Annotated in this window: 34 protein-coding genes; 3 read left to right on the plus strand and 31 right to left on the minus strand. The window is 40.0% G+C overall.

Annotated elements, in window-relative coordinates; genetic code table 11:
- Window positions 1–20: 20 nt before the first annotated feature.
- The 26 genes from rpmD to rpsL all read right to left on the minus strand — a co-directional run bounded on the left by rpmD (window position 21) and on the right by rpsL (window position 14747).
- The gene (rpmD, locus tag CC204_RS10140; RefSeq protein ID WP_088270032.1) at window positions 21–200 is read right to left on the minus strand and encodes a 50S ribosomal protein L30; all 180 of its coding nucleotides are present in this window, start codon (window positions 198–200) and stop codon (window positions 21–23) included.
- Between the two features lie 13 nt (window positions 201–213).
- Window positions 214–714, minus strand: coding sequence for a 30S ribosomal protein S5 (gene rpsE, locus CC204_RS10145; protein ID WP_069635454.1), 501 nt, complete (start codon window positions 712–714; stop codon window positions 214–216).
- A 20-nt stretch (window positions 715–734) separates the two neighbouring features.
- Entirely contained in the window at window positions 735–1091 is a 357-nt protein-coding gene (gene rplR, locus CC204_RS10150) for a 50S ribosomal protein L18 (protein ID WP_088270033.1), read from the minus strand.
- A 96-nt stretch (window positions 1092–1187) separates the two neighbouring features.
- On the minus strand, window positions 1188–1724 hold the full coding sequence (gene rplF, locus CC204_RS10155) for a 50S ribosomal protein L6 (RefSeq protein WP_088270034.1): 537 nt from the start codon (window positions 1722–1724) through the stop codon (window positions 1188–1190).
- A 31-nt stretch (window positions 1725–1755) separates the two neighbouring features.
- Entirely contained in the window at window positions 1756–2154 is a 399-nt protein-coding gene (gene rpsH, locus CC204_RS10160; protein WP_010770626.1) for a 30S ribosomal protein S8, read from the minus strand.
- 35 nt (window positions 2155–2189) lie between these two features.
- Entirely contained in the window at window positions 2190–2375 is a 186-nt protein-coding gene (locus tag CC204_RS10165; protein ID WP_002356214.1) for a type Z 30S ribosomal protein S14, read from the minus strand.
- Between the two features lie 18 nt (window positions 2376–2393).
- Window positions 2394–2933 (minus strand): 50S ribosomal protein L5, encoded by a 540-nt coding sequence (rplE, locus tag CC204_RS10170; protein WP_069635456.1) that lies wholly within the window; start codon window positions 2931–2933, stop codon window positions 2394–2396.
- A gap of 26 nt (window positions 2934–2959) precedes the next feature.
- Complete coding sequence (gene rplX, locus CC204_RS10175; RefSeq protein WP_088270035.1) at window positions 2960–3268, minus strand: 50S ribosomal protein L24; 309 nt, start codon at window positions 3266–3268, stop codon at window positions 2960–2962.
- A gap of 34 nt (window positions 3269–3302) precedes the next feature.
- Window positions 3303–3671 (minus strand): 50S ribosomal protein L14, encoded by a 369-nt coding sequence (rplN, locus tag CC204_RS10180; protein WP_010766218.1) that lies wholly within the window; start codon window positions 3669–3671, stop codon window positions 3303–3305.
- Between the two features lie 58 nt (window positions 3672–3729).
- Window positions 3730–3996: a 30S ribosomal protein S17 gene (rpsQ, locus tag CC204_RS10185; RefSeq protein ID WP_010761681.1), complete on the minus strand. Its 267-nt coding sequence runs from the start codon at window positions 3994–3996 to the stop codon at window positions 3730–3732.
- Window positions 3997–4019: 23 nt separating this feature from the next.
- Window positions 4020–4208 carry a 50S ribosomal protein L29 gene (gene rpmC / locus CC204_RS10190; protein ID WP_010766220.1) on the minus strand — a complete coding sequence of 63 codons (189 nt, stop codon included), beginning with the start codon at window positions 4206–4208 and terminating at the stop codon, window positions 4020–4022.
- Window positions 4198–4632, minus strand: a complete 435-nt coding sequence (rplP, locus tag CC204_RS10195; protein WP_002356208.1) for a 50S ribosomal protein L16 — start codon at window positions 4630–4632, stop codon at window positions 4198–4200. The genes rpmC and rplP overlap by 11 nt, the downstream gene beginning before the upstream one ends.
- Window positions 4633–4634: 2 nt before the next feature.
- Window positions 4635–5291 (minus strand): 30S ribosomal protein S3, encoded by a 657-nt coding sequence (gene rpsC / locus CC204_RS10200; RefSeq protein WP_088270036.1) that lies wholly within the window; start codon window positions 5289–5291, stop codon window positions 4635–4637.
- Between the two features lie 176 nt (window positions 5292–5467).
- Entirely contained in the window at window positions 5468–5815 is a 348-nt protein-coding gene (rplV, locus tag CC204_RS10205; protein WP_088270037.1) for a 50S ribosomal protein L22, read from the minus strand.
- Between the two features lie 20 nt (window positions 5816–5835).
- Window positions 5836–6114 (minus strand): 30S ribosomal protein S19, encoded by a 279-nt coding sequence (gene rpsS / locus CC204_RS10210; protein WP_087642006.1) that lies wholly within the window; start codon window positions 6112–6114, stop codon window positions 5836–5838.
- 42 nt (window positions 6115–6156) lie between these two features.
- Entirely contained in the window at window positions 6157–6987 is an 831-nt protein-coding gene (gene rplB, locus CC204_RS10215; RefSeq protein ID WP_088270038.1) for a 50S ribosomal protein L2, read from the minus strand.
- A 39-nt stretch (window positions 6988–7026) separates the two neighbouring features.
- The gene (locus tag CC204_RS10220) at window positions 7027–7320 is read right to left on the minus strand and encodes a 50S ribosomal protein L23 (RefSeq protein ID WP_069662422.1); all 294 of its coding nucleotides are present in this window, start codon (window positions 7318–7320) and stop codon (window positions 7027–7029) included.
- A complete protein-coding gene (gene rplD, locus CC204_RS10225) occupies window positions 7320–7943 on the minus strand; it encodes a 50S ribosomal protein L4 (protein ID WP_088270039.1) in 624 nt (207 codons plus the stop codon). Before rplD ends, CC204_RS10220 begins: the two co-directional genes overlap by 1 nt.
- A gap of 25 nt (window positions 7944–7968) precedes the next feature.
- Window positions 7969–8598 (minus strand): 50S ribosomal protein L3, encoded by a 630-nt coding sequence (gene rplC / locus CC204_RS10230; protein ID WP_069662420.1) that lies wholly within the window; start codon window positions 8596–8598, stop codon window positions 7969–7971.
- A gap of 24 nt (window positions 8599–8622) precedes the next feature.
- Window positions 8623–8931 carry a 30S ribosomal protein S10 gene (gene rpsJ, locus CC204_RS10235; protein ID WP_002389727.1) on the minus strand — a complete coding sequence of 103 codons (309 nt, stop codon included), beginning with the start codon at window positions 8929–8931 and terminating at the stop codon, window positions 8623–8625.
- 328 nt (window positions 8932–9259) lie between these two features.
- Complete coding sequence (locus CC204_RS10240; RefSeq protein WP_088270040.1) at window positions 9260–9814, minus strand: DUF2812 domain-containing protein; 555 nt, start codon at window positions 9812–9814, stop codon at window positions 9260–9262.
- Window positions 9783–10097, minus strand: a complete 315-nt coding sequence (locus CC204_RS10245) for a PadR family transcriptional regulator (protein ID WP_188634522.1) — start codon at window positions 10095–10097, stop codon at window positions 9783–9785. Before CC204_RS10245 ends, CC204_RS10240 begins: the two co-directional genes overlap by 32 nt.
- Before the next feature lie 208 nt (window positions 10098–10305).
- A complete protein-coding gene (gene tuf, locus CC204_RS10250; RefSeq protein WP_087642001.1) occupies window positions 10306–11493 on the minus strand; it encodes an elongation factor Tu in 1188 nt (395 codons plus the stop codon).
- A gap of 137 nt (window positions 11494–11630) precedes the next feature.
- The gene (fusA, locus tag CC204_RS10255; protein WP_088270042.1) at window positions 11631–13715 is read right to left on the minus strand and encodes an elongation factor G; all 2085 of its coding nucleotides are present in this window, start codon (window positions 13713–13715) and stop codon (window positions 11631–11633) included.
- Window positions 13716–13796: 81 nt separating this feature from the next.
- On the minus strand, window positions 13797–14267 hold the full coding sequence (rpsG, locus tag CC204_RS10260) for a 30S ribosomal protein S7 (RefSeq protein ID WP_010761695.1): 471 nt from the start codon (window positions 14265–14267) through the stop codon (window positions 13797–13799).
- A 60-nt stretch (window positions 14268–14327) separates the two neighbouring features.
- Window positions 14328–14747 (minus strand): 30S ribosomal protein S12, encoded by a 420-nt coding sequence (rpsL, locus tag CC204_RS10265; RefSeq protein ID WP_010761696.1) that lies wholly within the window; start codon window positions 14745–14747, stop codon window positions 14328–14330.
- A 343-nt stretch (window positions 14748–15090) separates the two neighbouring features.
- On the opposite strand from rpsL, the gene rpiA reads away from it, so the two are divergent.
- From rpiA to CC204_RS10285, 3 genes are all read left to right on the plus strand, one after another.
- Window positions 15091–15768: a ribose-5-phosphate isomerase RpiA gene (gene rpiA / locus CC204_RS10275; RefSeq protein ID WP_088270043.1), complete on the plus strand. Its 678-nt coding sequence runs from the start codon at window positions 15091–15093 to the stop codon at window positions 15766–15768.
- 132 nt (window positions 15769–15900) lie between these two features.
- Entirely contained in the window at window positions 15901–16485 is a 585-nt protein-coding gene (locus tag CC204_RS10280) for a recombinase family protein (RefSeq protein ID WP_088270044.1), read from the plus strand.
- Between the two features lie 255 nt (window positions 16486–16740).
- A complete protein-coding gene (locus CC204_RS10285; RefSeq protein WP_088270045.1) occupies window positions 16741–17427 on the plus strand; it encodes a 2,3-diphosphoglycerate-dependent phosphoglycerate mutase in 687 nt (228 codons plus the stop codon).
- A 140-nt stretch (window positions 17428–17567) separates the two neighbouring features.
- On the opposite strand, the gene CC204_RS10290 is transcribed toward CC204_RS10285, so the two are convergent.
- From CC204_RS10290 to deoB, 5 genes are all read right to left on the minus strand, one after another.
- Window positions 17568–17900 (minus strand): hypothetical protein, encoded by a 333-nt coding sequence (locus CC204_RS10290; protein WP_088270046.1) that lies wholly within the window; start codon window positions 17898–17900, stop codon window positions 17568–17570.
- A 27-nt stretch (window positions 17901–17927) separates the two neighbouring features.
- Window positions 17928–19118: an iron-containing alcohol dehydrogenase gene (locus CC204_RS10295; RefSeq protein WP_088270047.1), complete on the minus strand. Its 1191-nt coding sequence runs from the start codon at window positions 19116–19118 to the stop codon at window positions 17928–17930.
- Between the two features lie 86 nt (window positions 19119–19204).
- The gene (gene deoD / locus CC204_RS10300) at window positions 19205–19912 is read right to left on the minus strand and encodes a purine-nucleoside phosphorylase (protein WP_087641995.1); all 708 of its coding nucleotides are present in this window, start codon (window positions 19910–19912) and stop codon (window positions 19205–19207) included.
- 21 nt (window positions 19913–19933) lie between these two features.
- Window positions 19934–20752, minus strand: a complete 819-nt coding sequence (locus CC204_RS10305; protein WP_088270048.1) for a purine-nucleoside phosphorylase — start codon at window positions 20750–20752, stop codon at window positions 19934–19936.
- A 10-nt stretch (window positions 20753–20762) separates the two neighbouring features.
- Window positions 20763–21929 (minus strand): phosphopentomutase, encoded by a 1167-nt coding sequence (gene deoB, locus CC204_RS10310; RefSeq protein ID WP_088270049.1) that lies wholly within the window; start codon window positions 21927–21929, stop codon window positions 20763–20765.
- Window positions 21930–21963: the final 34 nt, after the last annotated feature.

Consider the following 21963-nt stretch of genomic DNA (forward strand, 5'->3'; position numbering starts at 1 on the left):
AAACAATGTACTATTGCAAATTAAACTTCTTCAACGTCCACTAAGTGGGAAACAGTATTGATCATACCTTTGATTGCTTCATTCGCAGGTTTCACAACAGAGCTGTTTACTTTCCCTAAACCTAATGCTTTAACTGTATCTTTTTGGTTTTGAGGACGTCCGATCACGCTGCGTGTTAATGTAACTTTTAATTCAGCCATTCTTATGTCCTCCTTATCCTAAAATTTCTTCTACAGATTTACCGCGAAGTGCTGCCACTTCTTCGGCGCGTTTTAATTGTTTTAACCCTTCAACTGTTGCGCGAACAACGTTGATTGGTGTGTTTGATCCTAATGATTTTGATGTAATATCTGCTACACCAGCTAATTCCAATACGGCACGAACTGGTCCACCAGCGGCTACCCCAGAACCTTCTACTGCAGGTTTCATAAGGATACGGCCACCACCAAATACCCCGATTACTTCGTGAGGGATAGTCGAACCAACCATAGGCACTTCAACTAAGTTTTTCTTCGCGTCTTCAATTGCTTTACGGATCGCTTCTGGTACTTCTTGTGCTTTACCAGTACCAAAACCAACGTGTCCGTTTTTATCTCCCACAACAACTAAAGCAGCAAAACGTAGACGACGTCCACCTTTAACAACTTTTGTTACACGGTTGATCGCAACTACGCGGTCTTCTAATTCCAAGTGTTTTGGATCAATATAAACCATGAATGGTGTTCCTCCTTCTCCTAAAATTCTAGTCCATTTTCACGTGCAGCTTCAGCTAAAGCGGCTACGCGGCCATGGTAAAGGTATCCACCACGGTCAAAGACTACTACTTTGATGTCTTTTGCAGCGGCACGTTCAGCAATTAATTTACCAACAGCTGCAGCTGTTTCTGTTTTGTTTCCACCTGAAATTTCTTTATCTAAGGCAGAGGCACTTGCTAGCGTTACACCCGCTACGTCATCAATGATTTGCGCGTAGATGTTTTTGTTAGAACGGAATACATTCAAGCGTGGGCACTCAGCAGTACCAGAGATTTTGTTACGTACACGACGATGTCTCTTCTGACGTGTTTTATTTTTGTCTGGTTTTGTAATCACAATTGTCACCTCTTTAATTATGCTAGCATTTAAGCTGCGATAGTTACTTGAAGGTTATCCTTCAAACGATGTTGAAAAATAACGTTCAAACGACTATTATTTACCAGTTTTACCTTCTTTACGACGTACGAATTCACCAACATAGCGGATTCCTTTGCCTTTATAAGGTTCTGGTGGGCGAACGCCACGGATGTTTGCTGCTAATTCACCAACGTGTTCTTTGTTAGCGCCTTTAACAACTACTTGTGTGTTCGAAGGTACTTCTACAGTTACACCAGCTGGTGGTGTGATTTCTACTGGATGAGAGTACCCAACGTTAAGAACTAATTTAGTCCCTTGCATTTGAGCACGGTACCCAACCCCGATAAGTTCAAGTCCTTTTTCAAAACCTGTGCTTACACCAACGACCATGTTATTGAAGTTGGCACGAGTTGTTCCGTGGATTGTTTTCATTTCTTTGCTATCGTTTGGACGAGTAAACGTTACGAGATTTCCTTCGATATTCATTGTGATATCAGCAGAAAATTCACGAGTCAATTCACCTTTAGGTCCTTTTACAGTAATGTTGTTTCCTTCTTGCTTAACTTCAACGCCAGCAGGAAGTTCAACGATTTTATTACCAATACGGCTCACTTAGAGACACCTCCTTGTGTGTTTTTTTAAATTACCATACGTAGGCGATTACTTCGCCGCCGATGTTTTTAGCTCTCGCTTCTTTATCAGTGATAACACCTTCAGAAGTTGAGATGATCGCGATTCCTAGACCGTTTAATACTTTAGGTACTTCGTCAGATTTGACATAAGCACGTAAACCTGGTTTAGAGATACGTTTTAAGTTAGTGATAACACGCTCTTCGTTTTTACCGTATTTAAGGAAAACACGGATCACGCCTTGTTTGTCATCTTCGATATATTCTACATCGCGTACGAAACCTTCACGTTTCAAGATTTCAGCGATATCACGTTTGATTTTTGATGCAGGCACTTCTAAGCTTTCATGTTTAACCATGTTAGCGTTACGAATGCGAGTTAGAAAATCTGCAATTGGATCTGTCATGACCATTGAACTATTTACCTCCTTTATGCGAGTTTACTTGTTTACCAGCTAGCTTTCTTCACGCCGGGAATTTGACCTTTATAGGCAAGTTCGCGGAAGCAAATACGGCAAAGATGAAATTTACGATAAACTGAATGTGGACGTCCGCAACGTTCACAACGAGTGTAAGCTTGTGTTGAATGTTTAGCAGGGCGTTTGTTTTTAGCAATCATTGATTTTTTAGCCACGTAGTTCGCCTCCTTATTTTATTTTTGGAATGGCATACCTAATTGTGCCAACAACTCACGAGATTCTTCATCTGTGTTCGCTGTTGTTACAATAACGATGTCCATGCCGCGTACTTTATCTACTAAATCGTAATCAACTTCTGGGAAGATCAATTGTTCTTTAATACCTAAAGTGTAGTTACCACGTCCATCAAAGGCTTTTTTGCTAACACCATGGAAGTCACGTACACGAGGTAGAGAAACAGATACTAATTTATCTAAAAATTCGTACATTCTTTCACCACGTAAAGTAACTTTCGCACCGATCGGCATACCTTCACGAAGACGGAAACCAGCGATTGATTTCTTAGCTTTAGTGATCAATGGTTTTTGACCTGTGATCAAGGCTAATTCTTCAACTGCTTTGTCTAAGTTTTTTGCGTTTGATACAGCATCGCCCACACCCATGTTGATAACGATTTTATCAACTTTTGGTGTTTGCATAACTGAACTATAATTAAATTTTTCCACTAATGCTGGAGTAATTTCTTTAATATATTTTTCTTTCAGGCGGTTCATTTAGTAAGCCCCTCCTTCCTTTTAATCTATTTATCTAAGACTTCACCGGTTTTTTTAGAAACACGGACTTTTTTACCATCGACTTCTTTATAACCTACACGACCAGCTACTCCTGTACCGTCAACCACCATCACGTTAGAAACATGAATCGGCGCTTCGACTTCCAAGATGCCGCCTTGCGGTGCTGCTTGGCTAGGTTTTTGGTGTTTTTTCATGATGTTGACACCTTCAACGATGACTTTGTCTTTTTTAGGAAACGCTGCTAATACAACGCCTTCTTTATTTTTGTCTTTACCAGTGATAACTTTTACTTTATCGCCTTTTTTAACAAACATTATAGTTTCGCACCTCCTTTGATACGCGTCCTGATTATAATACTTCTGGTGCTAGAGAAACGATCTTCATGAAGTTGTTTTCACGTAATTCACGTGCAACAGGACCGAAGATACGAGTTCCACGCGGGCTCTTATCATCACGGATAATCACCGCAGCATTTTCATCAAATTTAATGTAAGAACCGTCTGTACGACGAGCTCCTGATTTTGTACGAACGATAACGGCTTTTACTACTTCACCTTTTTTAACAACTCCACCTGGCGTTGCTTGTTTGACCGTAGCAACAATCACGTCACCAATATTAGCAGTTTTACGTCCAGAACCACCTAGTACTTTAATCGTTAAGATTTCACGAGCACCTGAGTTGTCTGCAACTTTTAATCGGCTTTCTTGTTGGATCACGATGTGTATCCCCCTTTCAGATTTTATGTTTCAATCTATATAGGAAAATCTCGTTTTATTAGATAATAACTGCTTCTTCGACTACCTCTAGTAAACGGAAACGTTTTGTAGCTGATAATGGACGAGTTTCCATGATTCTTACGATGTCACCAACTTTTGCAGTGTTGTTTTCATCATGAGCTTTGTACTTTTTAGAATATTTCATGCGTTTACCGTAAATAGGGTGGTTTTTCTTCGTTTCTACGACAACAGTGATTGTTTTATCCATTTTGTCTGAAACAACACGACCTTGGTAAACTTTGCGTTGATTTCTTTCTTCAGTCATACGCGTTTGGCCTCCTTCCACTATTAGTTAGCTTGTTCACGCAATACTGTTTTGATGCGTGCAATCGATTGACGTACTTCTTTAATACGTGCAGTGTTTTCTAATTGACCTGTTGCTAGTTGGAATCTAAGATTAAACAATTCTTCTTTGAATTGCTTTTCTTTTTCAAGCATTTCGGCAGTGGTTAATTCTCTGATTTCTTTAACCTTCATTCGATTCACCACCCATTTCCTCACGTTTTACAATCTTAGTTTTGACCGGTAATTTGTGGGATGCAAGACGAAGAGCTTCACGAGCTACTTCTTCAGGTACGCCTGCGATTTCAAACATGATCTTGCCACGTTTTACTGGAGAAACCCAGCCTTCAGGAGCCCCTTTACCTTTACCCATACGAACACCGATAGCTTTACTTGTGTATGATTTATGAGGGAAAATTTTAATCCATACTTTCCCGCCACGTTTCATATAACGAGTCATAGCGATACGGGCAGCTTCGATTTGACGGTTAGTAATCCAGTGAGATTCAGTTGCTTGTAAACCCCATTCTCCAAATGCTACTTCTTTTCCGCCTTTGGCTTCACCGCGCATTTTACCTCTAAATTCACGACGGTGTTTTACACGTTTAGGTACTAACATGATTATTTCCCTCCTTTCTCAGCGTTTTTTTTCGTTGGAAGAATTTCTCCACGGTAAATCCACACTTTAACTCCTAATTTTCCGTAAGTTGTGTCTGCTTCTTCCCATGCGTAATCAATATCAGCACGCAAAGTATGAAGTGGAACTGTACCTTCAGAGTAACCTTCTGAACGAGCAATATCAGCACCGTTTAAACGACCTGATACTTGTGTCTTGATCCCTTGAGCGCCTGAACGCATTGTACGTTGGATCGCTTGTTTTTGCGCACGACGGAACGCTACACGGTTTTCTAATTGACGTGCAATTCCTTCGCCGACTAATTTTGCATCTAAATCTGGTTTTTTGATTTCAACGATGTTGATGTGAACTCGTTTGCCAGTTAGTTTGTTTAATTCTTTTCTTAGGTTTTCGACTTCAGATCCGCCTTTACCGATAACCATACCTGGTTTAGCTGTGTGGATTGAAATGTTTACGCGATTTGCAGCACGCTCGATCTCAATTGTAGACACAGCAGCATCAGCAAGTTTTGATGCGATAAATTTACGGATTCTTAAATCTTCGTGTAAGAATTCAGCATACTCTTTTTCAGCATACCATTTTGCATCCCAGTCGCGGATGATGCCTACACGCATTCCAATTGGATGTACTTTTTGACCCACTGATTGTCCCTCCTCTTAATCTTAGAGGTTTGGTAGCTATTGCTGCAGCACATAGTAACTGCTTTTGCAGAACTGTTGTGACACAGTACAAGGTGGCTTAAAGGAACCATGTTCCTTTGTACGCTCCTTATCCTAGCTCCTCCTCTTATCTAGTGATATCTGTTTAAAGAAACAGATTATTTTTCTGATACAACTACAGTGATATGACTTGTACGTTTGTTGATTGGTGATGCTGAACCTTTAGCACGTGGACGGAAACGTTTCATTGTTGGTCCTTCGTTAACGAAAGCTTCAGATACTACTAAGTTCTCAACATCTAAGTCAAAGTTGTTTTCAGCGTTAGCAATTGCTGACATTAAAACTTTTTCAATAACTCCAGCCGCTTTGTTCGGTGTGAACTTCAAAATTGAAATTGCGTCTGCAACGCTTTTCCCTCTAACAAGATCAATTACTAAACGTGATTTACGAGGAGAAACGCGAACTGTTTTAGTAGTCGCTTTAGCTGATGTGATTTGTTCTGCCATTTGGATATCCTCCCCTCAAATTAGCGTCTTGTTTTTTTATCGTCGGCTCCGTGGCCACGATAAGTTCTAGTCGGTGCAAATTCACCTAATTTATGTCCTACCATATCTTCTTGGATGTATACTGGAACGTGTTTACGTCCATCATATACAGCAATTGTAAATCCAACAAATTGTGGAAAAATTGTAGAGCGGCGAGACCAAGTTTTAATTACTTTTTTCTTTTCGGCGCCTTGTTGAGCTTCGACTTTCTTCATTAGATGATCATCAGCGAAAGGCCCTTTTTTCAAACTACGACCCATGGTGAACCTCCTCTCAAAATGTACGACACATGGTCAAAAAAATTATTTAGTACGACGACGAACGATAAGTTTGTCTGATTTAGCTTTTTTATTACGAGTTTTCAAGCCGATAGCTGGTTGACCCCAAGGTGATACTGGAGCTTTACGTCCGATCGGTTGTTTACCTTCACCACCACCGTGTGGGTGATCGTTCGGGTTCATTACGCTACCACGAACTGTTGGGCGTTTACGCATCCAACGAGAACGGCCAGCTTTACCGATGTTGATCAATTCGTGTTGTTCGTTACCTACAGAACCGACAGTTGCACGGCATGTAGCTAAGATCATACGAACTTCGCCAGAGTTCAAACGGATCAATACGTATTTGCCTTCTTTACCAAGTACTTGAGCACTTGTTCCAGCAGAACGGATCAATTGACCGCCTTTACCAGGTTTCATTTCAATGTTGTGGACTACAGTACCAACTGGAATATTTTCCAATGGTAATGCGTTCCCAATTTTAATATCTGATTCTGGACCTGAAACTAGGCGCATACCTACTTCTAATCCTTTTGGTGCTAAGATGTATGCTTTAACTCCATCTTCGTAATGTACTAACGCGATGTTAGCAGAACGGTTTGGATCATACTCGATTGTTTTAACAACCGCTACGACGTTGTCTTTATTACGTTTGAAATCGATCAAACGGTATTGACGTTTGTGACCGCCACCTTGGTGACGAACCGTGATACGACCGTTGTTGTTACGACCGGCATGGTTTTTTAATGGCGCCAATAACGTTTTTTCTGGTGTTGATGTCGTGATTTCAGCGAAATCAGACGTTGTCATATTACGACGGCCATTTGTGGTAGGTTTGTACTTTTTAATCGCCACGTCTTTTTCCCTCCCATTTAATAATTAAACATGGACTGCTTATTCAGCAGCATCGAAAATTTGAATTTCTTTTGAATCGTTTGTTAATGTCACAACTGCTTTGCGACGTTTTTTCGTATATCCTGCATATTTACCCATGCGTTTGAATTTAGGACGCACGTTGATGATGTTTACGTTTTTCACTTTAACACCGTCAAAAGCTGCTTCTACAGCTTGTTTTACTAATGTTTTGTTTGCGCGAGTGTCCACTTCGAAAGTGTATTTCTTTTCGTCCATAGCAAGCATGGATTTTTCAGTGATCACCGGGCGTTTGATTACGTCTAGTAAGTTCATTATGCAAGCACCTCCTCAATTTGAGTAAGAGCAGTTTGTGTTGCCAATACTTTAGTATTAGAAACGAGATCTAAAACACTCACGTTATCAGAAGTTACTACAGAAACATTTGGAAGATTACGAGCAGATAATGCTGCAAAATCGTTTCCTGCTTCTAGAACAACTAATACTTTCGCATCAATAGATAAGTTTGTAAGAACTTGTTTGAATTCTTTTGTTTTTGGTGCGTCAAAGCTTAATGCATCAACAGCAACCAAGTTGTTTTCAGCAACTTTATCTGATAATACAGATTTCATTGCTAAACGACGAACTTTTTTAGGAAGTTTGTAGCTGTAAGAACGTGGTGTTGGTCCGAAAACTACGCCACCTCCACGCCATTGTGGTGAACGGATTGAACCTTGACGAGCACGACCAGTTCCTTTTTGACGCCATGGTTTACGGCCGCCGCCACGAACTTCTCCGCGGTGTTTAACTGAGTGTGTTCCTTGTCTTAATGAAGCGCGTTGCATGATGATTGCATCGTAGACAACTGATTCATTAGGTTCGATTCCGAAAATTTCTTCGTTTAAAGTGATTTCACCATTTTGAGTTCCATCTTGTTTGAATAATGCTACATTCGGCATTCCTTAGTTCCTCCTTTCCCTACGCTTATTTAGCTTTCACAGCTGATTTGATTGTGATTAATGATTTTTTCGCTCCAGGAATGTTCCCTTTGATCAAGATTACATTTCTTTCAGCGTCCACTTTAACAATTTCAAGATTTTGAATTGTTACGCGGTTACCACCCATACGGCCGGCAAGTTTTTTATTTTTAAATACACGGTTAGGTGCTACTGGACCCATTGACCCAGGACGACGGTGGTAACGAGATCCGTGACTCATAGGTCCACGGCTTTGTCCGTGACGTTTGATAACGCCTTGGAATCCTTTACCTTTTGTTGTTCCTGTAACATCAATAATGTCTCCTGCTTGGAAAACATCTACCTTAATTTCTGTTCCTACTTCGTATTCTCCCAGCTCAACATTTTTGAATTCCTTAATGAAGCGCTTAGGAGCCGTGTTTGCTTTTGCAACATGACCTTTCGCAGGTTTGTTTGATAAAACTTCACGTTTGTCTTGGTAACCAACTTGGATAGCTTCGTATCCGTCAGTCTCAACAGTTTTTACTTGTAAAACTACGTTTGGCGTAGCTTCTACTACTGTTACTGGAATTAATTCACCAGACTCAGTAAAGATTTGTGTCATTCCCACTTTTTTCCCTAAGATTCCTTTGGTCATGAGTACACCTCCATCATCTTAATTTTATAGTTTGATTTCAATATTTACACCAGATGGTAAGTCAAGCTTCATTAAAGCATCAACTGTCTTTGGTGTTGGGTTCACAATGTCGATTAGACGTTTGTGAGTACGCATTTCGAATTGTTCGCGAGAATCTTTGTATTTATGAGTCGCACGAATAACTGTGTAAAGCGAGCGTTCTGTTGGCAATGGAATCGGACCTGATACGTCAGCTCCAGTTCTTTTTGCTGTTTCCACAATTTTATCCGCTGATTGATCTAAAATACGGTGTTCATACGCTTTTAAACGGATACGAATCTTTTGTTTTGCCATCTTGTTCCCTCCTTCGCCTATTTTGAAAGTAGACATAGCTCCACGAAAATTTTTCCGTCACGCTCGTTCGTGGCAAAGCGTCCGGGCGTGTCGCAACCTCTCGTTTCTTAGCCGGTAGATCAAAACCTTGATTTACCAATGCTTTTCACACTTCTGTAAACAGCACCTTTGTAATTATATTACAGAAACACAGCAATAGCAAGGCTTTTTTTCATTATTTTCATTTTATTTTATTGATTTTCAAGTCAAAAAAAATCTATAGGCTTTTAGTAAGCGACAACCTTTTTTTGACAATTGTTCACTTTTACTAAAAACCTTATAGATTTTTTTACAGCGCTTCTTCTTTTTCAATTATTTTATTAAGTTTCCATACGTTTCTTAATTGAATTCCCACGTTTATTACCATGACGACAGCCGCTAAAACGAACATGGTCGTTAACACAAGAGAATTGTCAGTCATTCTATTCGAAACCATCGTTAAAAGATAGATCAAGGGGAATATCAAAAACACAGATAGTCCAGCTTGAAATTTGACGACTTTCTTTGCCATTTCCGCACGTGAAGGTCCATCATTAAAGATGACATTTTCACTTTCCTTCTTGGATCTCAATTTTCTAAAATAATACCAATTCCCAAATTTATAAAAATGTTCCCAGCCACAATCTTCAAACAACTGGATATACGAGTCTGTACCTTTTTTCTCTGAATTAAAATCCAACTGATAAACATAGTCTTCTGGTTCACATCGTTCAAATATATAGGTAGACAATGGCAATTTGAGTTCCACCATTTTCCAGCCGTCTCTATGCTGTCTTTCTAAGAAGCGCTCTTCTTCCAAATAATCCGCCAGCTCAAATCGTTTTCTGATTTTTTTCGTTTCCATCTAGATTCTCTCCAATACTATTTTTGTATAATCGCTTAATTCGTTTGATTTCATGCTGCAGAATTTCTTCCCCAAGTGGTGTGATCAAATAACTTTTCCGACGTTCTTCTTCTTTCGTCACTTCAATCAGCCCATCTTTTTCCATTTTGCTCAAGCTGCCATACATCGTACCTGCACTAATACTAATTTCTTGCGCTGTCAGTTTTTTTACATGTTGGATGATACTATAGCCATGTCTTTCTTCTCTAAGTGAAAACAAGATATAAAAACCTGTTTCAGTCATCGGTATATAGATTCTCTTCAACTTTTCTTCCACACTATATCCCTCCTCGTTATATCGAATCTCGTTATATCGTATTCCAATCTTATATCGAAGTCCGATATAAGTCAAGCACTTTTTTAGACAACAAAAAAGCCGAAGGGAAATCCCTTCGACTTACGTCCGAGTACCCCAGCTTTTCACACTGGTTATTGCTATATTTAAGTCTTAATTATTTAACGATTTCAGAAACAACGCCTGAACCAACAGTACGTCCGCCTTCACGAATAGAGAAACGAGTTCCGTCTTCGATAGCGATTGGGTGGATTAATTCAACGTCCATTGCAACGTTATCACCAGGCATTACCATTTCAGTACCTTCTGGTAATTCAACTACACCAGTTACGTCAGTTGTACGGAAGTAGAACTGAGGACGGTAGTTTGTGAAGAATGGAGTGTGACGTCCGCCTTCTTCTTTTGATAAAACATAAACTTCAGCTTTAAATTTTGTGTGTGGAGTGATTGAAGCAGGTTTTGCCAATACTTGTCCACGTTCGATATCTTCACGTGCAACACCACGTAATAAAGCACCGATGTTATCGCCAGCTTCAGCGTAGTCTAATAATTTACGGAACATTTCAACACCTGTAACAGTTGTTTTAGATGTTTCTTCTTTGATACCTACGATTTCAACTTCGTCACCAACGCGAACTTCTCCACGTTCAACACGACCAGTTGCAACAGTACCACGACCAGTGATTGAGAATACATCCTCAACTGGCATCATGAATGGTTTGTCAGTATCACGAGTTGGAGTTGGGATATACTCATCAACTGCAGCCATTAATTCCATGATTTTTTCTTCGTATGAAGCGTCGCCTTCTAAAGCTTTCAAAGCAGAACCTGCGATAACTGGAGTGTCATCACCTGGGAAGTCGTATTCAGATAATAGATCACGAACTTCCATTTCTACTAATTCTAATAATTCTTCGTCATCGACCATATCCATTTTGTTTAAGAAAACAACGATGTATGGTACACCAACGTTACGTGATAACAAGATGTGCTCACGAGTTTGAGGCATAGGACCATCAGCAGCAGATACTACTAAGATCGCTCCATCCATTTGTGCAGCACCAGTGATCATGTTTTTAACGTAGTCCGCGTGTCCTGGGCAGTCCACGTGAGCGTAGTGACGAGCATCAGTTTCATACTCGATGTGAGAAGTGTTGATTGTGATACCACGTTCTTTTTCTTCAGGAGCGTTATCGATATCAGCATAGTTTTGAGCTTCACCGCCACCGTGTTTAGCTAACACAGTTGCAATTGCAGCAGTTAATGTAGTTTTACCATGGTCAACGTGTCCAATAGTACCAATGTTTACATGGGGTTTAGAACGGTCAAATTTTTCTTTAGCCATTTTAAATGTTCCTCCTAAAATATATGAATTTTATTTTATTTGATAGATAGTTCAACTACCTGATCATCTTTAATTATTTTACCCGAAATCTTCAAAAAATCCTAGTCATAAATAAATCTATACTTATTTCTTAACTATTAAGCGTTGCCGCCATTTTTCTTGATGATTTCTTCTTGTACAGATTTTGGTACATCTTCATAGTGGTCAAAGACCATCATGAATGTTCCGCGACCTTGTGTTGCTGAACGTAATGTTGTGGCATAACCAAACATTTCAGCCAACGGTACCATCGCGTTAACGATTTGTGAGTTACCGTGTGCTTCCATTCCTTCAACACGTCCGCGACGGCTTGTAACGTGTCCCATGATATCACCTAAGTAATCTTCCGGTACAGTGATCGTTACTTTCATCATCGGTTCTAAAATAACTGGGTTCGCTTTTTTAGCTGCCGCACGTAGAGCCATAGATGCTGCTACACGGAAGGCAGTTTCATTCGAATCGACATCATGGTAAGAACCATCATAAAGTTTCGCTTTGATATCCACTAATGGGTAACCAGCAAGAACCCCGTTGTTCATCGCTTCTGATAAACCTTTTTCAACTGCTGGGATGTATTCACGAGGAACCACACCACCGACAATCGCGTTTTCAAATTCAAAGCCTTTACCTTCTTCGTTTGGAGTAAATTCGACCCATACGTGACCGTATTGTCCTTTACCACCAGACTGACGTACAAACTTACCTTCTGCTTGAGTTAATGGAGCACGGAAAGTTTCACGATAAGATACTTGCGGTGCACCAACGTTTGCTTCAACCTTGAACTCACGTCTCATACGGTCTACTAATACGTCTAAGTGCAACTCACCCATACCAGAGATAACTGTTTCACCAGTTTCAACGTTTGTTTCAACGCGGAATGACGGATCTTCTTCTGCAAGTTTTTGCAAAGCAACACCCATTTTATCTTGGTCGGCTTTTGATTTAGGTTCAACAGCCACTTGGATAACTGGTTCTGGGAACTCAATTGATTCAAGAATAACTGGTGAATCTACCGCACATAAAGTATCACCAGTTGTTGTATCTTTCAATCCAACAGCAGCAGCGATATCTCCTGAATACACTGTATCGATTTCTTTACGTGTATTCGCGTGCATTTGTAAAATACGTCCGATACGTTCTTTTTTGTCTTTAGAAGCGTTCAATACATATGAACCACTTTCAAGGACACCAGAATAGACACGGAAGAATGTTAGACGACCTACGAATGGGTCAGTCATAACTTTAAATGCTAATGATGCAAATGGTGCTTCATCATCAGCAGGACGAGTTGTTTCTTCGTCTGTTTTCACATCGATACCTTTGATTGCTTCGATATCAAGTGGTGAAGGTAAGTAGTCAAGAACTGCATCAAGCATTAATTGAACACCTTTATTTTTAAAGGCAGAACCAGCCATAACTGGGAAAAATTCAACGTTGATCGTTGCTTTACGGATACCCGCTTTAAGTTCGTCGATTGTGATTTCTTCACCTTCAAGATATTTCATCATTAGGTCTTCATCAGTTTCAGCTACAGCTTCAACTAATTTTTCACGCCATTCAACCGCTTGATCCATATATTCTTCTGGAATTTCAGTTTCTTGGATGTCAGTACCTAAGTCATTTGTGTAAATTTCAGCTTTCATTGTGATCAAGTCAATGATCCCGGTGAAACTGTCTTCTGCACCGATTGGTAATTGGATCGGATGTGCATTTGCTTGTAAACGATCATGTAATGAGTTTACAGAGTATAAGAAATCCGCACCGATTTTATCCATTTTGTTACAGAAAACAACACGTGGAACTCTATATTCAGTTGCTTGACGCCAAACTGTTTCAGTTTGAGGTTCCACACCTGATTGTGAGTCAAGAACGGTTACCGCACCATCTAATACACGTAGTGAACGTTGAACTTCAATTGTGAAATCCACGTGTCCTGGTGTGTCGATGATGTTTACTCGGTATCCTTTCCATTGTGCAGTTGTTGCAGCAGATGTGATCGTGATACCACGTTCTTGTTCTTGTTCCATCCAGTCCATCTGTGAAGCGCCTTCGTGTGTTTCACCGATTTTATGGATTTTACCAGTGTAATAAAGGATACGCTCAGTTGTTGTTGTTTTACCAGCATCAACGTGGGCCATGATTCCGATATTACGAGTTTTTTCTAACGAAAATTCTCTTGCCATTCTAGGGTGTTCTCCTCTCTTTATTTAAATCAACTATACATAACTTCATGCCGCGGTCCTAAGCCGCAGGCACAGAGGATCTTACCAACGATAATGTGCAAACGCACGGTTAGCATCAGCCATTTTATGTGTGTCTTCACGTTTTTTAACAGAAGCACCAGTGTTATTGGCAGCATCCATGATTTCTTTCGCTAGACGTTGTTCCATTGTATGTTCACCGCGTAGGCGAGCATAGTTAACAACCCAACGTAAACCTAAAGTTGTACGACGTTCTGGACGAACTTCAACTGGTACTTGGTAGTTAGAACCCCCAACACGGCGAGCTTTTACTTCCAAGACAGGCATAACGTTTTTCATTGCTTGTTCGAAAACTTCCAATGGATCGTTACCTGTAGATTCTTTGATGATATCAAATGAATTATAGATAATATTAGCAGCAATCCCGCGTTTTCCATCAACCATTACACGGTTGATCAAGCGAGTTACTAATTTTGAGTTATAAATTGGATCTGGTAAAACATCGCGTTTTGTAACAGGACCTTTACGTGGCATCCGTAACTCCTCCTTCCGAAAATTCTTTCATTTTATATAATACCTTTAGTGATTGTCGAATTATTTAGCTGCTTTAGGCATTTTAGTACCATATTTAGAGCGGCTTTGTTTACGATCAGTAACGCCGGCTGTATCAAGCGCACCACGTACGATATGATAACGTACTCCCGGTAAATCTTTTACACGTCCACCACGTAGTAAAACCACGCTATGTTCTTGTAAGTTGTGACCGATACCTGGGATATAAGCTGTTACTTCGATTAAGTTAGACAAACGAACACGGGCATATTTACGTAAAGCCGAGTTAGGTTTTTTAGGTGTCATTGTTCCCACACGAGTACAAACCCCACGCTTTTGTGGTGAGTTTACGTTCGTTTGAGATTTCTTGAAGCTATTATATCCTTTGTTCAACGCTGGTGAATTAGATTTTTCCACCTTTGATTTACGAGGTTTACGTACTAATTGATTAATTGTAGGCATTCCTTGTTTCCTCCTCCCTCATTTCGCATCTAGTTCCACACATCCAGGTGGTTCTTTTTTAGCGATAAAAAATAATGCAATCTATGCACTCTTTATCAAATATGCTTTGATAGACAGTCAGCACGTCTCTGTTGAGAGACCTGTAGATAAAGCACCTTTGCTAGGATATCACGATATACTTGCTCTGTCAACCTTTTACAGCACTTTTTTCATTAAAGTAATCACGTTTTCTTTTCTTCACATTTATAATAGAAGAAAAGAAAGATTTTTACTAATCTTTCTATCTTTTTTCGGGGTTTAACGGTACAATGTTTTTGATTATCCGAAAGGGGCGAAAAAGCTGATGAATCTTAAGCAAATGGCAGGAATCGAAGCAGCAAAATATGTAGAAGACGGTATGATCGTAGGGTTAGGTACAGGATCTACTGCAAAATTTATGGTCGATGAAATCGGTCGTCGAATCAAAGAAGAAGGATTGTCGATCACGGGAGTAACAACTTCTAAAGAAACAGAGCGTCAGGCACAAAGTTTAGGAATCCCTTTAAAAAGTATCGATGATGTTCCTTATGTCGATTTGACCATCGATGGGGCAGATGAAATCAGCGCAGATTACCAAGGCATTAAAGGCGGAGGAGCTGCACTTTTATTTGAAAAAATCGTGGCCACCTATTCAAAAAAATGTATTTGGATCGTCGATGATTCAAAAATGGTGAATAAGTTAGGTAAATTCCCATTACCAGTTGAAGTTGTCCCTTACGGCAGCCAACAGTTACTACGTTTGTTTGAAAAAAAAGGATATGCACCAGTGTTACGTAGCGATTCTGACGGTCGTACGATTGTTACCGATGGCGGGCATTATATCATTGATCTTCACCTACAAACAATCGAAGATCCTATAGAGCTGGGTACATATCTGGATCAACTTGTCGGAGTAGTTGAACACGGATTATTTCTGAACATCGTAACGACAGTCATTGTCGGTGGTCCAGAAGGTCCTAAAACCATTAAAGTATCACGTTGATTTTTCTTTGAATACGATTTGAAAACAAGCAAAAAGATTAAAAAAAGATAAAAAACAACTATCATTTCGTCCATAGATATGCTACATTTTTAGTAACTGATTTTTACTATTTAAAACTAGAAAGGACGAACGATGAAATTAATTGGTTATGCACGAACAACGATTATTGATAACGATCTAGATGCTCAGATCAGCAGACTGAGCACCTTCGGCTGTGACGAGATACATCATGAATCTTTCGACGTCACTGATGACAAGCAATTGACCTCTGAATTGGAATCCGTTTTAAGCAAACTTCAGGCAGATGATACGCTTGTGATATGCCGTTTGAATCGTTTGGGACGATCTACTCGTCAACTGACTGAACTGATTCAAGAATTTAAAGGTTCCGGTATTCACCTAGTTAGCTTGGATGATGAAATCGACACACGTGAGCCAATGGGCGAAATCTACTTTAAGACGATGAACAGTTTAGCGACGATGGAGTGTAACTTGATCAAAGAACGCACACTCGTCGGGTTGAACAACGCACGCAGAAAAGGAAAAATTGGCGGACGCCCAAAAATCGATGGTCGAACAGTCAAACGAATTCGCCATTTATATCATGAAAAACGCGAAACCATCCAATTCATTGCTTCAAAATGCAATGTTTCAATCGGCACTTGCTATAAGTATATCAATTTGACAGAAACTGAAGCAGCAAAATTTTCTCAATAATGAACAAAGGTAGTGGCCGACGCTTATCTTTGACGCTCATTTCTGCTTCCACTGTTTATTCGTTTTTAAATGGACTGGGTGTCACTCTTAGAGTGACAGCTAGTCCATTTTCGATCTATCTCCAACTGATAGATCGCCTGTCCTTGTCATTTCCATTCACTTTTGCCAATTTACAATGGAAATCTATTTTAAAACGGTGTACAATAGAAAAGGAAATGAAAGTTTCAGAAACTACAACTCAAAGGAGAGCTATACATGCCAAAATTAGTTTTTTCTCGTCATGGACTTAGTGAATGGAATGCATTGAACCAATTTACAGGTTGGGTCGATGTAGATTTAGCACCTGAAGGAATCGAAGAAGCCAAAGAAGGCGGACGTAAAATCAAAGAAGCTGGAATCGAATTCGATATTGCTTTCACTTCAGTTTTAACACGCGCAATCAAAACATGTAACTTAATCTTGGAAAACTCAGATCAATTGTGGGTACCACAAGTAAAATCTTGGCGCTTAAACGAACGTCACTATGGTAAATTACAAGGTTTGAATAAAAAAGAAACTGCTGAAAAATATGGAGATGACCAAGTACACATCTGGCGTCGTTCTTACGACACTCTTCCTCCACTATTGGAAGTAACAGATCCTACTTCTGCAGCAAACGATCGTCGTTATGCTATGTTAGACAAACGCGATGTACCAGGCGGAGAAAACTTAAAAGTAACGCTAGAACGCGCTTTACCTTTCTGGCAAGATGAGATCGCTCCTGCCTTACTAGATAATAAAACTGTTTTAGTTGCAGCACACGGTAACTCACTACGTGCCTTAGCTAAACATATCGAAGGTATTTCAGATGAAGATATCATGGATCTTGAAATCCCAACAGGTCAACCACTTGTTTATGAATTAAACGATGACCTAACAGTAGCTAAAAAATACTACTTATAAAAAATAGAGGCTGAGACAAAAGTGTTTAGCTCCTTCTTATTTCCGAAGGAGCTGCTTTTTTTTCGCCGTTTATTCACGTTTAGAGAGCGAAACAAAACTGATTTTTAGTTTTGTCCCGCTCTCTTTTTTTATTATCTCATTCAGTTCAATTGACTCTTCAACTTTGTCAGCCACGCTTCAATTTGTTCCCTCTGGGTAACAAATTCAAAGTCGGACATGTTGTAGTGTACATAATATTGCCCACTAACATAACGTACCATAATAGATGATCTAACATCCTCTTCTAACGCATCGGTTTGCTTCACTTCACTATAAAATATCCAGTTGGTCGCCTGAACTTCTTGAGATGACTCCAAATCTGTTTGAATAATTTGCTTAAGCTCATCGATCAAATCTGCTTGCTCCAGCGTTGAAAAGTAACCATACCATAGCGTGCGATTTTCCGAATAGGTTTCATCAAATAATTGTTTCACGTTCTATTCCCTCCTACGTTGTGAAGATTAGACAAAAGCAGACTCCGTTAAGCATTCTTGGTAAATCGCTTCAACATCCTTTTTATCCAAAGGCACAAACGCATCTGTTTTGATCGTACTATGCGCGACTGCTTGTTTAGCCATTTCTGCAAACTTCTCAGATTCAATCCCAACTTCCGGCAACGTCATCGGAATTCCACAAGCTTTGAAGTAGTCATAAGTCGCTTGAATCCCTTGCTTAGCCGCTTTCATTTTATCTACTTCCGTGATATCCCAAACGTTTTTAGCAAACTGAGCAAATTTACCTACCGTTTGTTCCGACAATACATAAGCCATCCAGCGAGGTGTCAAAATAGCTAACCCGATGCCATGTGTGATATCGTAAAAAGCACTTAACTCATGTTCCATTGCATGGCAAGACCAAACGCCGTGTTTTCCGCCTCGTGTCAATCCGTTCAACGCTAAGCTGCTCGCCCACATTAAATTGGCACGGGAATCATAATTATTCGGTTCCTTTAAAGCGATCGGACAATGTTTGATCACTGAACGCATCAAGCCTTCCGAAACAAAATCTTGGACATCCGTCCCTTCCGTCACATTGAAATAACTTTCAAACAAATGACTCAAAATATCTGCAGAACCTGCTGCTGTTTGATAAGCTGGTACGGTAAAGGTATTTGATGGATCAAGAAATGAGACTTTCGGCATCATCGCAGGTCCACCAACACCCAACTTTTGATTTGTCGACATGTTTGAGATCACCGCACCGGCATTCATTTCACTTCCTGTAGCCGCAAGTGTTAAAATCGTCACGATCGGTAATGCCTCACCTTGGTAGCCTCTTCTGCCTAAAACGATTTCCCAAGGATCTTCTTCACTGAATACGCCAGCAGCAATTACTTTAGAACAATCGATCGTTGAACCACCGCCTACGGCTAAAATCACATCTACGTGATGTTCACGACATAATTCAACACCTTTACGAACTGTCTCGATCCGAGGATTCGGCTCTACTCCGCTCAACTCAACGATCTGATGTCCACTTTCTTCCAATAGGCTCACGACTTGATCATATAACCCATTTTTCTTAATACTGCCTCCACCATATACTAGTAGAACATTTTTCCCGTAAGTGTCTAAAACCTCAGTTAGCTCAGTCGCTAGACGGTCTTTTCCAAAACGAATATCTGTCGGTACATAAAAACGAAAATTATCCATTCTTCTTCCTCCATTCATTTCTCTATCTCTATAATAGAATAGCAAAAAAGAGATTGAAAGTAACTCATTTCAACCTCTTATCTGTTTTAACTATAAAGTGCTGTTTCTAAACCAACTTCGATCATATCATTGAATGTCGTTTGGCGTTCTTCAGCAGTTGTCTCTTCACCAGTTACTAAGCTATCACTAACCGTCATGATCGCTAAAGCCTGCACATCAAATTTAGCTGCTAAATAATACAACGCCGCCGCTTCCATTTCAATAGCAAGAACACCTAATTTACCCAGTTTAAAGACTTCATCCATACTTTCTTTGTAAAATACGTCATCAGACAATACATTACCCACATGAGTTGTAAAGCCTTTGTCTTTTGCCACTGTATATGATTTTAACAGCATATCAAAACTTGCGATTTGCGGAAAATCATATTTAGGAAAATCATTGCGGATCATTGATGAGGGTGTTGCCGCTGCTTGAGCAATCACTAAATCTCTAATTTTGACTTTCTCAGAAATCGAACCGCATGTTCCTACACGAATCAATTTTTTCACACCGTAAGAATTGATCAATTCATGGGCGTAAATCGTAGCAGAAGGCATCCCCATTCCCGTTCCCTGAACAGAAACGCGTTCACCTTTGTAAGTTCCTGTATAGCCCAGCATTCCTCTTACTTGGTTATAACAAACTGGATTTTCTAAAAAGGTTTCCGCAATGTATTTTGCACGCAACGGATCTCCTGGTAATAAAATTTTATCTGCGATCTCACCTGTTTTTGCCTCGATATGAACACTCATTTTTTCACTCCTCTTATTTTTTTATAGAGCTGCTAAGCTCGCTTTGACCAACTCTTTGAACTGCCCTTTAACACGTTCTGTCGTCTCTACAACCTCTGCATGGTTCAATGTGCTTTGCATCCCAGCCGCTAAGTTTGTAATACAAGAAATTCCTAACACGTTCAATCCGCTATGAGCTGCTACGATAACCTCTGATACTGTAGACATCCCAACTGCGTCTGCTCCCATTGTACGAGCCATCCGAATTTCAGCAGGCGTTTCATAAGTTGGACCAGAAAAGCCCATATAAACACCTTCTTGCAGCGGAACATTTTGTTCTTTTGCTACTTTCCTTACTGCTTCAGCGTAGCTCGGCGTATAAGCATGACTCATGTCTGGGAAACGCGGTCCCATGTCATCATCATTTTCACCGATCAATGGATTATCACCAGTAAAATTGATGTGGTCTGTGATCAACATCAAATTACCAGGTGTGAAGCTTTCATTTACACCGCCAGCAGCGTTTGTCACGATTATTGAATGCGCACCGATTGCCGCCATCATTCTTACAGGATAAGTAACCGTCTGCATCGAATGCCCTTCATAATAATGAAAACGACCTTGTAATGCCAAAACCTTTTTACCAGAAAGAGTCCCATAAACTAGCTTCCCAGCATGTCCTACAACTGCAGATACAGCAAAGTGAGGAACTTCTGAAAATGGAATTGCAATTGCGTTTTCGATTTCATCTGCTAACTCACCTAATCCAGAACCAAGAATCAAGCCAAAGTCTACTTGACCGATCCCTTTTTCTTTTAAAAAACCAGTTGTTTCTGTCAACATTTCACTTAGTTTCGTCATCGTCTCTCTCCTATACTAATTTATCTAAGAAGCTTGCGCCGTTTTCAGTTTTCGGAACACCAAAGTTTTCAGCGATCGTCGCTGAGATATCGGCATAATGTCCTTGCGTTAGACTGCCTTGACCGTTCATTTTTTTGCTGTAAACCAATAGCGGAACGTATTCTCTTGTATGATCCGTTCCTGGGAAAGTCGGATCATTGCCGTGGTCAGCGGTGATCATCAATAAGTCATCATCTGTCATCGCATCAATGATTTCAGGCAAACGTAAATCAAATGCTTCGATTGCATGAGCGTACCCTACAACATCACGACGATGACCATACAACGCATCAAAGTCAACTAAATTTGTAAAGCTCAGACCATCAAAATCTCTTTTCATTACATTCAATAATTGATCCACACCGTCCATATTGCTTTTCGTACGAACAGAATCAGTGATTCCTTGCCCATTGAAGATATCATTGATTTTCCCTACTGCAATCACATCTTTACCGTTGTCTTTCAATGAGTCTAACACTGTATGACCAAATGGATCTAGAGCATAATCATGACGATTGCTTGTTCTTGTAAAGTTGCCAGGCTCGCCAATATATGGACGAGCGATGATCCGACCGATCATATACGGTTCGTCCTTGGTGATTTCACGGACATATTCGCAAATACGATACAATTCTTCCAATGGGATGATTTCTTCGTGTGCAGCAATTTGCAATACTGGATCCGCTGAAGTGTAGACGATCAGATCACCGGTTTCCATTTGGTGTTTACCATAATCATCGATAACAGCTGTACCACTATAAGGTTTGTTACAGACGATTTTGCGTCCTGAAAATTCTTCAATTTGTTTTAACAGTTCCTCTGGAAATCCGTCCGGGAAAACGCGGAAAGGCTTTTGAATGTTCAACCCCATGATTTCCCAATGTCCTGTCATTGTATCTTTACCGACAGAAACTTCTTCTAATTTTGTTGCGTATCCTTTATGATCAGCGACTGCTTCTACATTATGAAGAGGGGCAATCGTTCCTAACCCTAGATTTTCTAAATTAGGAATCGTCAAGCCTGCTTCTTTTGCAATATGCCCTAACGTATCACTGCCGACATCTCCAAATTTCTCAGCATCCGGCGCTTCTCCGATTCCTACTGAATCCATTACGATTAAATGTACACGTTTAAACATAACCATCCTTCTTTCTTTTATTTGGTTTGAAAAC

Source organism: Enterococcus wangshanyuanii, from assembly GCF_002197645.1.
Taxonomy (GTDB): Bacteria; Bacillota; Bacilli; order Lactobacillales; family Enterococcaceae; genus Enterococcus_L; species Enterococcus_L wangshanyuanii.

Bases quoted from the DNA above. Each gene is read 5' to 3' on its own strand.
- rpmD (WP_088270032.1), bottom strand. From the start codon at position 200: ATGGCTGAATTAAAAGTTACATTAACACGCAGCGTGATCGGACGTCCT.
- rpsE (WP_069635454.1), bottom strand. From the start codon at position 714: ATGGTTTATATTGATCCAAAACACTTGGAATTAGAAGACCGCGTAGTT.
- rpsH (WP_010770626.1), bottom strand. From the start codon at position 2,154: ATGGTCATGACAGATCCAATTGCAGATTTTCTAACTCGCATTCGTAAC.
- rplE (WP_069635456.1), bottom strand. From the start codon at position 2,933: ATGAACCGCCTGAAAGAAAAATATATTAAAGAAATTACTCCAGCATTA.
- rplX (WP_088270035.1), bottom strand. From the start codon at position 3,268: ATGTTTGTTAAAAAAGGCGATAAAGTAAAAGTTATCACTGGTAAAGAC.
- rpsQ (WP_010761681.1), bottom strand. From the start codon at position 3,996: ATGACTGAAGAAAGAAATCAACGCAAAGTTTACCAAGGTCGTGTTGTT.
- rpmC (WP_010766220.1), bottom strand. From the start codon at position 4,208: ATGAAGGTTAAAGAAATCAGAGAATTAACCACTGCCGAAATGCTTGAA.
- rplP (WP_002356208.1), bottom strand. From the start codon at position 4,632: ATGTTAGTACCTAAACGTGTAAAACACCGTCGTGAATTTAGAGGTAAA.
- rplV (WP_088270037.1), bottom strand. From the start codon at position 5,815: ATGGCAGAACAAATCACATCAGCTAAAGCGACTACTAAAACAGTTCGC.
- rpsS (WP_087642006.1), bottom strand. From the start codon at position 6,114: ATGGGTCGTAGTTTGAAAAAAGGGCCTTTCGCTGATGATCATCTAATG.
- CC204_RS10220 (WP_069662422.1), bottom strand. From the start codon at position 7,320: ATGAACTTACTAGACGTAATCAAACGCCCGGTGATCACTGAAAAATCC.
- rplD (WP_088270039.1), bottom strand. From the start codon at position 7,943: ATGCCGAATGTAGCATTATTCAAACAAGATGGAACTCAAAATGGTGAA.
- rplC (WP_069662420.1), bottom strand. From the start codon at position 8,598: ATGACCAAAGGAATCTTAGGGAAAAAAGTGGGAATGACACAAATCTTT.
- rpsJ (WP_002389727.1), bottom strand. From the start codon at position 8,931: ATGGCAAAACAAAAGATTCGTATCCGTTTAAAAGCGTATGAACACCGT.
- CC204_RS10240 (WP_088270040.1), bottom strand. From the start codon at position 9,814: ATGGAAACGAAAAAAATCAGAAAACGATTTGAGCTGGCGGATTATTTG.
- CC204_RS10245 (WP_188634522.1), bottom strand. From the start codon at position 10,097: ATGACTGAAACAGGTTTTTATATCTTGTTTTCACTTAGAGAAGAAAGA.
- tuf (WP_087642001.1), bottom strand. From the start codon at position 11,493: ATGGCTAAAGAAAAATTTGACCGTTCTAAACCCCATGTAAACATTGGT.
- fusA (WP_088270042.1), bottom strand. From the start codon at position 13,715: ATGGCAAGAGAATTTTCGTTAGAAAAAACTCGTAATATCGGAATCATG.
- rpsG (WP_010761695.1), bottom strand. From the start codon at position 14,267: ATGCCACGTAAAGGTCCTGTTACAAAACGCGATGTTTTACCAGATCCA.
- rpsL (WP_010761696.1), bottom strand. From the start codon at position 14,747: ATGCCTACAATTAATCAATTAGTACGTAAACCTCGTAAATCAAAGGTG.
- rpiA (WP_088270043.1), top strand. From the start codon at position 15,091: ATGAATCTTAAGCAAATGGCAGGAATCGAAGCAGCAAAATATGTAGAA.
- CC204_RS10280 (WP_088270044.1), top strand. From the start codon at position 15,901: ATGAAATTAATTGGTTATGCACGAACAACGATTATTGATAACGATCTA.
- CC204_RS10285 (WP_088270045.1), top strand. From the start codon at position 16,741: ATGCCAAAATTAGTTTTTTCTCGTCATGGACTTAGTGAATGGAATGCA.
- CC204_RS10295 (WP_088270047.1), bottom strand. From the start codon at position 19,118: ATGGATAATTTTCGTTTTTATGTACCGACAGATATTCGTTTTGGAAAA.
- deoD (WP_087641995.1), bottom strand. From the start codon at position 19,912: ATGAGTGTTCATATCGAGGCAAAAACAGGTGAGATCGCAGATAAAATT.
- CC204_RS10305 (WP_088270048.1), bottom strand. From the start codon at position 20,752: ATGACGAAACTAAGTGAAATGTTGACAGAAACAACTGGTTTTTTAAAA.
- deoB (WP_088270049.1), bottom strand. From the start codon at position 21,929: ATGTTTAAACGTGTACATTTAATCGTAATGGATTCAGTAGGAATCGGA.